We start from the raw sequence: 7,282 nt of genomic DNA, 5'->3' as shown, positions 1-7,282 counted from the left end.
ACGGATTCTCGGGGAAAGGAATTACAAGTAAAGCAGCAAAATGTTTGCATGTGAGTGCTTTTGGCACTCTGGAACAAAAGAAGCTGTTTTGACAGGAATCAGTTATGGAAACAACGGAAAGAACGAATTCTCCCTATCCGAACATCCCACCGGCGATCGAAAGCAACGATGGCGACTATCGCGATAGCGGTATTCCCAGTACCCTGGCGATCGCCGGTCATCCGATCCATCCGGTTATCGTTACTTTACCCATTGCTTTTTTAGTCGGCGCATTGGGTAGCGATGTCGCCTATTGGATAACCACCGACTTTTTCTGGGCAAAAGCCTCAATGTGGTTGATTGGCGTGGGGTTTGTTTCGGGAATTCTCGCTGGAATTACCGGGATGTTTGACTTTTTTAATATCAAACGAGTGCGCGATCGCAGTGCGGGTTGGCTGCATATGGCAGGCAATATTGTGGCCCTGGTGCTAACGTTGATTAATTGGCTGCTGCGTATGGGCAATCCAGAACTATCGATTGTACCCTGGGGTCTAGCCCTTTCGGCGATCGTCGGTGTCTTGCTGGGCGTCACCGGTTGGTTTGGTGGCGAATTGACTTTCCGCCACAAAATCGGTGCGATCGGAACCACGCGAGAAATGCAATCTTAACCTGCCAATTGTCAGGAATTGGTGACATTCCCGTAGGGTGAGCATTGCTCACCCTACATTTAGATTGGGGATTATTTTTTTATCTGTAGGGGCAGACGAATGATAAACTCAGATCCGCGATCGGGTTGAGAACTGCACTGCAAATCTCCCCCATGTTTTTCCACCACAATTTGATAGCTCACAGACAATCCCAAACCGGTGCCTTTTCCCACCGCTTTCGTGGTAAAAAATGGGTCGAATATGCGCGGTTTAATCTCCTCGGGAATTCCCGGACCATTATCAGCAATATAAATCGCGATCGCCTCCTCCAAAGTCTCGGTGCGAATTCGGATGGTTTTTTGGGGTTGGTCATTAGTGATTTGTCCTTTGTCATTTGAATTTATTACCGATGACGAATGACCAGTGACTAATGACGAATGACTCACCCCCGAGGACGCAACGGCATCGATCGCATTACTGAGGATATTCATAAACACCTGATTGAGTTGTGCGGAATAGCACTCAATTTGTGGGATATCGGCGAAGTCTTTAATCACATCAATGCCGTTGAGGCGGTGTTGCAAAATCAGCAGGGTACTTTCGATGCCTTGGCGGATATCGATCCATTTTTTTTCCGCTTCATCCAGACGGGAAAAGTTTCGCAAGGAGACGACAATTTTGCGGATGCGATCGGCACCAGTTTTCATCGATTGCAGGAGTTTGGGCAAATCCTCTTTTAAAAACTCCAGTTCGATAGCCATTTCCTCGTCTTGAATTGTGGTAGAAGGCGGGGAATACTCTTCTTGGTAAAGCGCCAACAGATGCAGCAAATCCTCAATATATTGACGAGTCGGTTCGATATTGCTATAAATAAAGCTCACCGGGTTATTGATTTCATGGGCAATTCCGGCCACAAGCTGACCCAGACTGGCCATTTTTTCATTTTGTACCAATTGCATTTGGGTGAGTTGCAGTTTTTCCAAAGCGGTTTGCAGTTCTTTAGTTTGTTGTTGCAGTTGCGCTTTAGAGCGTCGCAATGCCTCTTCAGTGCGCTTGCGGACTGCGATTTCGTCGTGCAACTGAGCGTTGGTATCGCGTAAGGAATCTATCGCATTTTTTAGTTCCACCGTGCGTTCTTCCACGCGCATTTCTAATTCTTCATTGGCTTTTTGCAGAGCCTCTTCTGCCTGTTTGAGTTCGGTGATATCATGTGCCCCAGCATAAATTAACTGCTGTTCGGGAAAGGCGGTGGCATTCCACAACAACCAGCGATAAGAACCATTGGCACAGCGATAGCGATTGGCAAAAGAAATCAGATTTTTGCCGGATTTCAAATCCCCGACTACATCGAGGGTGGGTTGCACGTCTTCGGGATGCAGCAAATCCAGAAAAGGGGTTTTCTTCAGTTCTTCGATGGAGAAGGAAAGGGTTTTTTCCCAGGCGGGATTTAATTGCTGGAAATAGCCATCAAATCCGAGGACGCAGAGCAAATCCAAAGAGACGCTAAAAAAGCGATCGCGCTCTTGTTCTGCTTTCGCACGGCGATCGCGTTCGATCGCCAGGGCGACTAAATCCGCCAAGGATCCGGCAAAGTTCTGTTCTTCGATCGCCCATTGGCGCGGTTCTCCCGTATGTTCGTGGCACAATACCCCCACCATCTGTCCCCCGAGGCGAATCGGTGCTTCTAACATCGAGGTAATCCCAAATGGCATCAGATAACCGTCGAGAAACTCTAAGGTTCTCGGATCCTGGCGTGCATTTTCACTGGCCAGAATCCGTTCCGAGGATAGGACGCGAAAATACACCGGATAATCCCGCGCCAGCAATTCCATCCCCGATGTGTGACGATGGGGAGTGCGTTCGTAACCATCGATACATTCGAGTCGCGATCGCTCTTGTGCGTATAACCACACGCCAACTCGCTCTACTTCCAGGGTATTCGCTCCTGCTTCGGTAATTTCCTTCATTACCAATCCAAAATCCATGTTTTGATTGTTGCGTTTAGCCAGCTTTAAAAGCGCGCGACTTTGGCGGCGCAGGCGTCGTTCGCTGGCGGATAAATTCCCATACAACCGGGCATTTTCTAAAGAAATCGCCGCTTGTGCAGACAGCAATTTTAACACTTCAACCCGGTCTGGGGTAAACGCTCCGGGGGCGAGATTATTTTCCAAATAAAGAATCCCGATCGCTTTCCCTTTGGCCACAATTGGCATACATAAAACCGAGGGAATATTATAGGTTTGCAAATAAGGGTCGTTGGTAAATAATCCCTCTTTCGCCGCCCGATCTAACACCACATTTTCCTGAGTGCGCGCCACGTATTGAATGAGGGAACGGGGTAAATGTTCCACCGCATCTACCCGGGTGCGATCGCCCACCCGAATTTCTGCCGGTTCTACGGTTCCGGTAGCTTCCACAAATAACGTTCCCGCTTCTGCTAAAATCAAACAACTTTTTGTCGCCCCGGCATTTTCCATTGCAATGGCAATTAACGTTTCGAGCAATTGATTTAAAACAATTTCGCTGCCAATTGCTTGTGAAGCTTTCAAAACGGCAGATAAATCCAGAGAATCCATCGCACCGCTAGAGGAAGTTTTGGTACTCATCAATTCCGGTTGGTTATCGGTAGTGCGCTGACGAGACAATACCTGCGGATAGCGAGATTTTAACGCTTCAATAATGCCTGTCGCCCCCCAGCGCCGATAGGCATAATGCGCTTCTTTCAAGTAGGTATATCCCACGGTTTCCGTTCCCCGGGCGAGATAAAATTCGGCGGCGCGTTGATTGGCGATCGCTTCTTCGCGCAAGTATCCCGTTTCTCGAGCTTGTTTTATCGCGTTTTCGTAAGCGGCGATCGCCCGCAGCGGTTGGTTCAACACTCGCGCTTTTTCCGCTTTCACCAATTCATACTGATGCACAAAGTTTTCCGGCGCAGAATCAGCCCATTTTTTCAGTTTTTTCTGATTTTCCGTCACCTTGGCGATCGCCTGATGCCGTTGCGCTTTTGAGAGTTGCGGATACTGCGCCAACAATGCCAAGGAATAATAAACGTGATGCAGGGGAAATTTCATCAACCCGCGACCCCGATCTTTATACTGTTCCGCTTGTTTTGCATTCTCCAGCGCCGCTTCAAACTCGCCGTATAAATAACAGACAATGGTTTTTGCCAGATAGACGCAAAAGAGAAACAGTCCCAGATTGTTGCGCTTAAACCTCGGGAGCATTTCCCCTTCGTCGAAGCACTCGCCCACCAACGCGGTGACTTCCCCAGGGCGATCGCGCAACTGTAAAACCGCCTGTCTCCAAATATTAATATAGTCCAAACTAAAATCCTGCTTAATTTTAGCAATTAGCTCGCTGTATTCTTCAAACGTTGTCGCCAACTCGGACAAGTTTTCGCCCACAAAAAACAGATGAATGCAATATTCCGCAGCGCCATATCCGCCATATTCTAACTCTCCAGTTTCCAACCCCACGCGCACGGTTTCCAGCAAATCGGGAATCGTGGCGCGCAGATGCTCTTTCCAGAAGCGCACGTGGGAGTTAAACATCTTCAACACGCGACATTCCAATTCTCTGGCATTGAAGCGCTTTAACAGGGTGAGGGACAGTTCGCCAAAAGCATATCCCGCCTCTACATTTTTCTCATTTCCCGATAAGATTAATCCATAAATGCCATAGGCATAAGCCGCAAAAGGAGAGTTCCCATATTGCATGGCCAGATTGACCATTGTGAGTACCAAAATCGGCAATAAAGCGGGATTGACGTTATATGCGGGCGCGCAAATTTGCATTAAAATCCGCATCGCCGCTAATTGATGGGGGTCGGTCATGGTGGGGCGCGCTTTCAGGTCTTCAAGGGCGCGATTACTCATGCGAAATTGGGTTTGTAATTTCAACATCCATCCTTGCAGGCGGGAGGGAGTTTTGGGCAGAGAAATTCCCAAGATAGAAAGCACTTGCAGACCCGTATCAATTGCGGAGTCCAATTTGTTTTGCGAAATAAAGTGCTGAATTTTTATTTCATAAACGGTGACTTGTTCGAGGATAGTTTTTGCCCGGTTTAACACTTCTTCGGCTAGGGGTTGCGCCGCCTCAAAATTGGTGGTGAGGTAGCGGGATTCTACGGTTTCGATTGCCAGAGATAGGGTTAAGTCATAGTGAGTTTCCCAGCTATTTTCCGGGAGTAGGTTTAACCCAGAGGTTAAGTAATCCACAGCCGACTCATAGGCGCTAGTGGCTTTGGCTTTTTGTCCGGCGATTAAATTCAGTTTTGCCAGTTCTTCTAGTTGCGATCGCTCGGTAATTAACCCGACGCCGAGATTCAGGTGATTGACAATCTCGAATATTTTTTCGTCCCGTTCTTCCGGGGGTGTTCCTTCCCGTAATAATTGGCCGATTTTCCAGTGAAGCTCGGTTTTATCCCGGGAATAAAGTAAGTCGTACAGTGCTTGATGGACGCGATCGTGTACGAACTGGTAGCCCATATTTACGGCAAATTCTTTCCAGTTATCCTGGGAAAATATCGCATTATAATCGGTTTGGCCTTCGGGATTCAAAAGAGCGGAAACTGGCAGATTATACCCATTGCTTAGAGGGAGAATTAATCCGGACTGAATCCCTAACTCTAGTTGAGCGATAGTGGCACTTAAGGGTTGCTCATTCGCCCGCGCCAGCAGGTCTAAGTCGAATTGCGTGCCAATACAAGCGGCTAATTTTAGCAGGGTTTGGGTCTGTGGGGAGAGCTTTTCAATATTGCCCAGGGTTAAATCGATCGCATTCTCCCGGAGTACCTGGTTTTGAATCTGCTGCATATCCCAGGTCCACTGGGCGGTTTCCCCCGGGCGCGTGGGGGAGGTGCGGGTCAACAAGTTTTCCTCGTAAAGGGAGTGCAAAAGCTGAGTTAAAAAGAAGGGATTTCCCTGGGTTTTTTGTGCTAGAATGGTAGCTAGGGATTGCGCCGATTCTGGAGTGCAATTCAGGGTGTCGCCAAGCAGGGTGGCGATGTCTTCTACCCCTAAGGGTTGCAGTTGAATTCGGGTGAGGCGCGTGGGGTCAATTTTCTGCAAGGCGATCGCCAATGGATGGGTCGCCGATACTTCATTGTCGCGATAGGCTCCAATCAGCAACAAATCCCGGCGATCGCGTTGGTTCATCAATATCTGAATCAAGGTCAAGGAAGCGGAATCTGCCCATTGCAAATCGTCGAGAAAAATCACTAACGGATGTTCGGGTTGGGCAAATACGCTTAGGAATGCTTCAAAGACCAAATGAAACCGCTGTTGTGCTTCCTTGGCGGGCAATTTGGGCAGGGGTGGCTGTTCTCCAATGAGCAGTTCTAGGTCTGGAATTACCTCGATTATTGCCGCCCCATTCATGCCAATTTGCGATAAAATCTTTTTCTGCCAAACTTGGATGAGTTCTTCACTTTCGGTTAAAAGCTGTCGAATCAATTCTTGAAAGGCTTTAGCGAAGGCAAAATAAGGAATATTGCGTTTGTAGGGGTCGTATTTTCCCTGAATGAAATATCCCCGCGCTTCCACAATCGGTTTATGGAGTTCGGCGACTAACGCAGATTTGCCAATTCCGGAATAACCGGCGACTTGTACCAGGTGCGGGGTACCTTCCCGGATGCGATGGAAGGCGGTTGTGAGAATCGCAATTTGCCGATCGCGCCCATAGAGCTTTTGCGGAATCTCAAAGCGATCGTAACTGTCATATTGCCCGAGAACAAACGGGGCGATCGTGTCCGCACTTTGGAGCTGTTTCCAGCAGGTTTCTAAATCCGCTTTCAGTCCCCAGGCGCTTTGATAGCGCGCTTCCGGAGTTTTAGCGAGTAATTTGAGGACGATATCGGATAGGGGTGCGGGGATTTGGGGATTCAGTTCCCGGGGGGATTGGGGTTGTTTCGCAATGTGACAGTGAATCCAGCTTATCGGATCGGTAGCGGTAAATGGAAGTTGCCCCAGGAGCATTTCATAAAAGCTGACCCCGGTGGAATATAAGTCGGTGCGATAATCCAGGGCGCGATTCATCCGCCCGGTTTGTTCCGGGGAAATATAGGCCAAGGTTCCTTGCACGGTGTTGGGATTGCTGACGCGAACGGTTTCTTTGCTCAGAGCGATCGCAATGCTAAAATCCGTAATTTTGACTTGACGAGTTTCCGGATGTATGATAATATTCGATGGCTTGATATCTTTATGAATAATCTGATGGTGGTGCAACTCGCCCAAGGTCTGAGCGATTTGAATCCCTATCTGCAAAAACTCTCCTAGGGGAAGGGGGCGATCGCTTAAAAAGCCTTTCAGGGAAATTCCGCCAAAATCCTCAAAAATCAGGCTGGGAATGCCTCGGCGATCGGCCACTTTTTCCCAAACTTTTACCACCCCAGGACTTTCTATTCGTTGGGTGATTTCATATTCTCTCTCTAAATTATAAATTTGCTGTAAATCTGGGTAATCGCTGGTTATCAGCTTGACGATAACTGGGCGGCGATCGCATTTTCTATAGCCCCGACAAATTGCGGTCTGACCCCCTACTTGAATTTCTTGGGTCAAGGTGTATCCGGGAATTTCAAACATTGTCATCAGAAATTAGGGTTGGTAAGGGGGAGAACGGAAACCCTCGTCATTTATGCGTAGGGAGGAGTTCTCCCC

General features: G+C 48.4%; 2 protein-coding genes. One reads left to right on the top strand and one right to left on the bottom strand.

The genetic code is table 11. From position 1 onward, the window contains the following. Positions 1-104 precede the first annotated feature (104 nt). On the top strand, positions 105-647 hold the full coding sequence (locus LKK83_RS20200) for a DUF2231 domain-containing protein (RefSeq protein ID WP_324633116.1): 543 nt from the start codon (positions 105-107) through the stop codon (positions 645-647). Between the two features lie 71 nt (positions 648-718). Here LKK83_RS20200 and LKK83_RS20195 read toward each other — a convergent pair whose 3' ends face one another. Next, complete coding sequence (locus LKK83_RS20195; RefSeq protein WP_324633115.1) at positions 719-7,213, bottom strand: AAA family ATPase; 6,495 nt, start codon at positions 7,211-7,213, stop codon at positions 719-721. Positions 7,214-7,282 lie beyond the last annotated feature (69 nt).

Origin of the sequence: Phormidium sp. CCY1219 (assembly GCF_035615515.1) — a bacterium.
Lineage (GTDB): Bacteria > Cyanobacteriota > Cyanobacteriia > Cyanobacteriales > Laspinemataceae > CCY1219.
This window is presented reverse-complemented; position numbering and strand designations above follow the sequence as displayed.

Coding starts and splice junctions, on each gene's coding strand:
- LKK83_RS20200 (WP_324633116.1), top strand. CDS start 105: ATGGAAACAACGGAAAGAACGAATTCTCCCTATCCGAACATCCCACCG.
- LKK83_RS20195 (WP_324633115.1), bottom strand. CDS start 7,213: ATGACAATGTTTGAAATTCCCGGATACACCTTGACCCAAGAAATTCAA.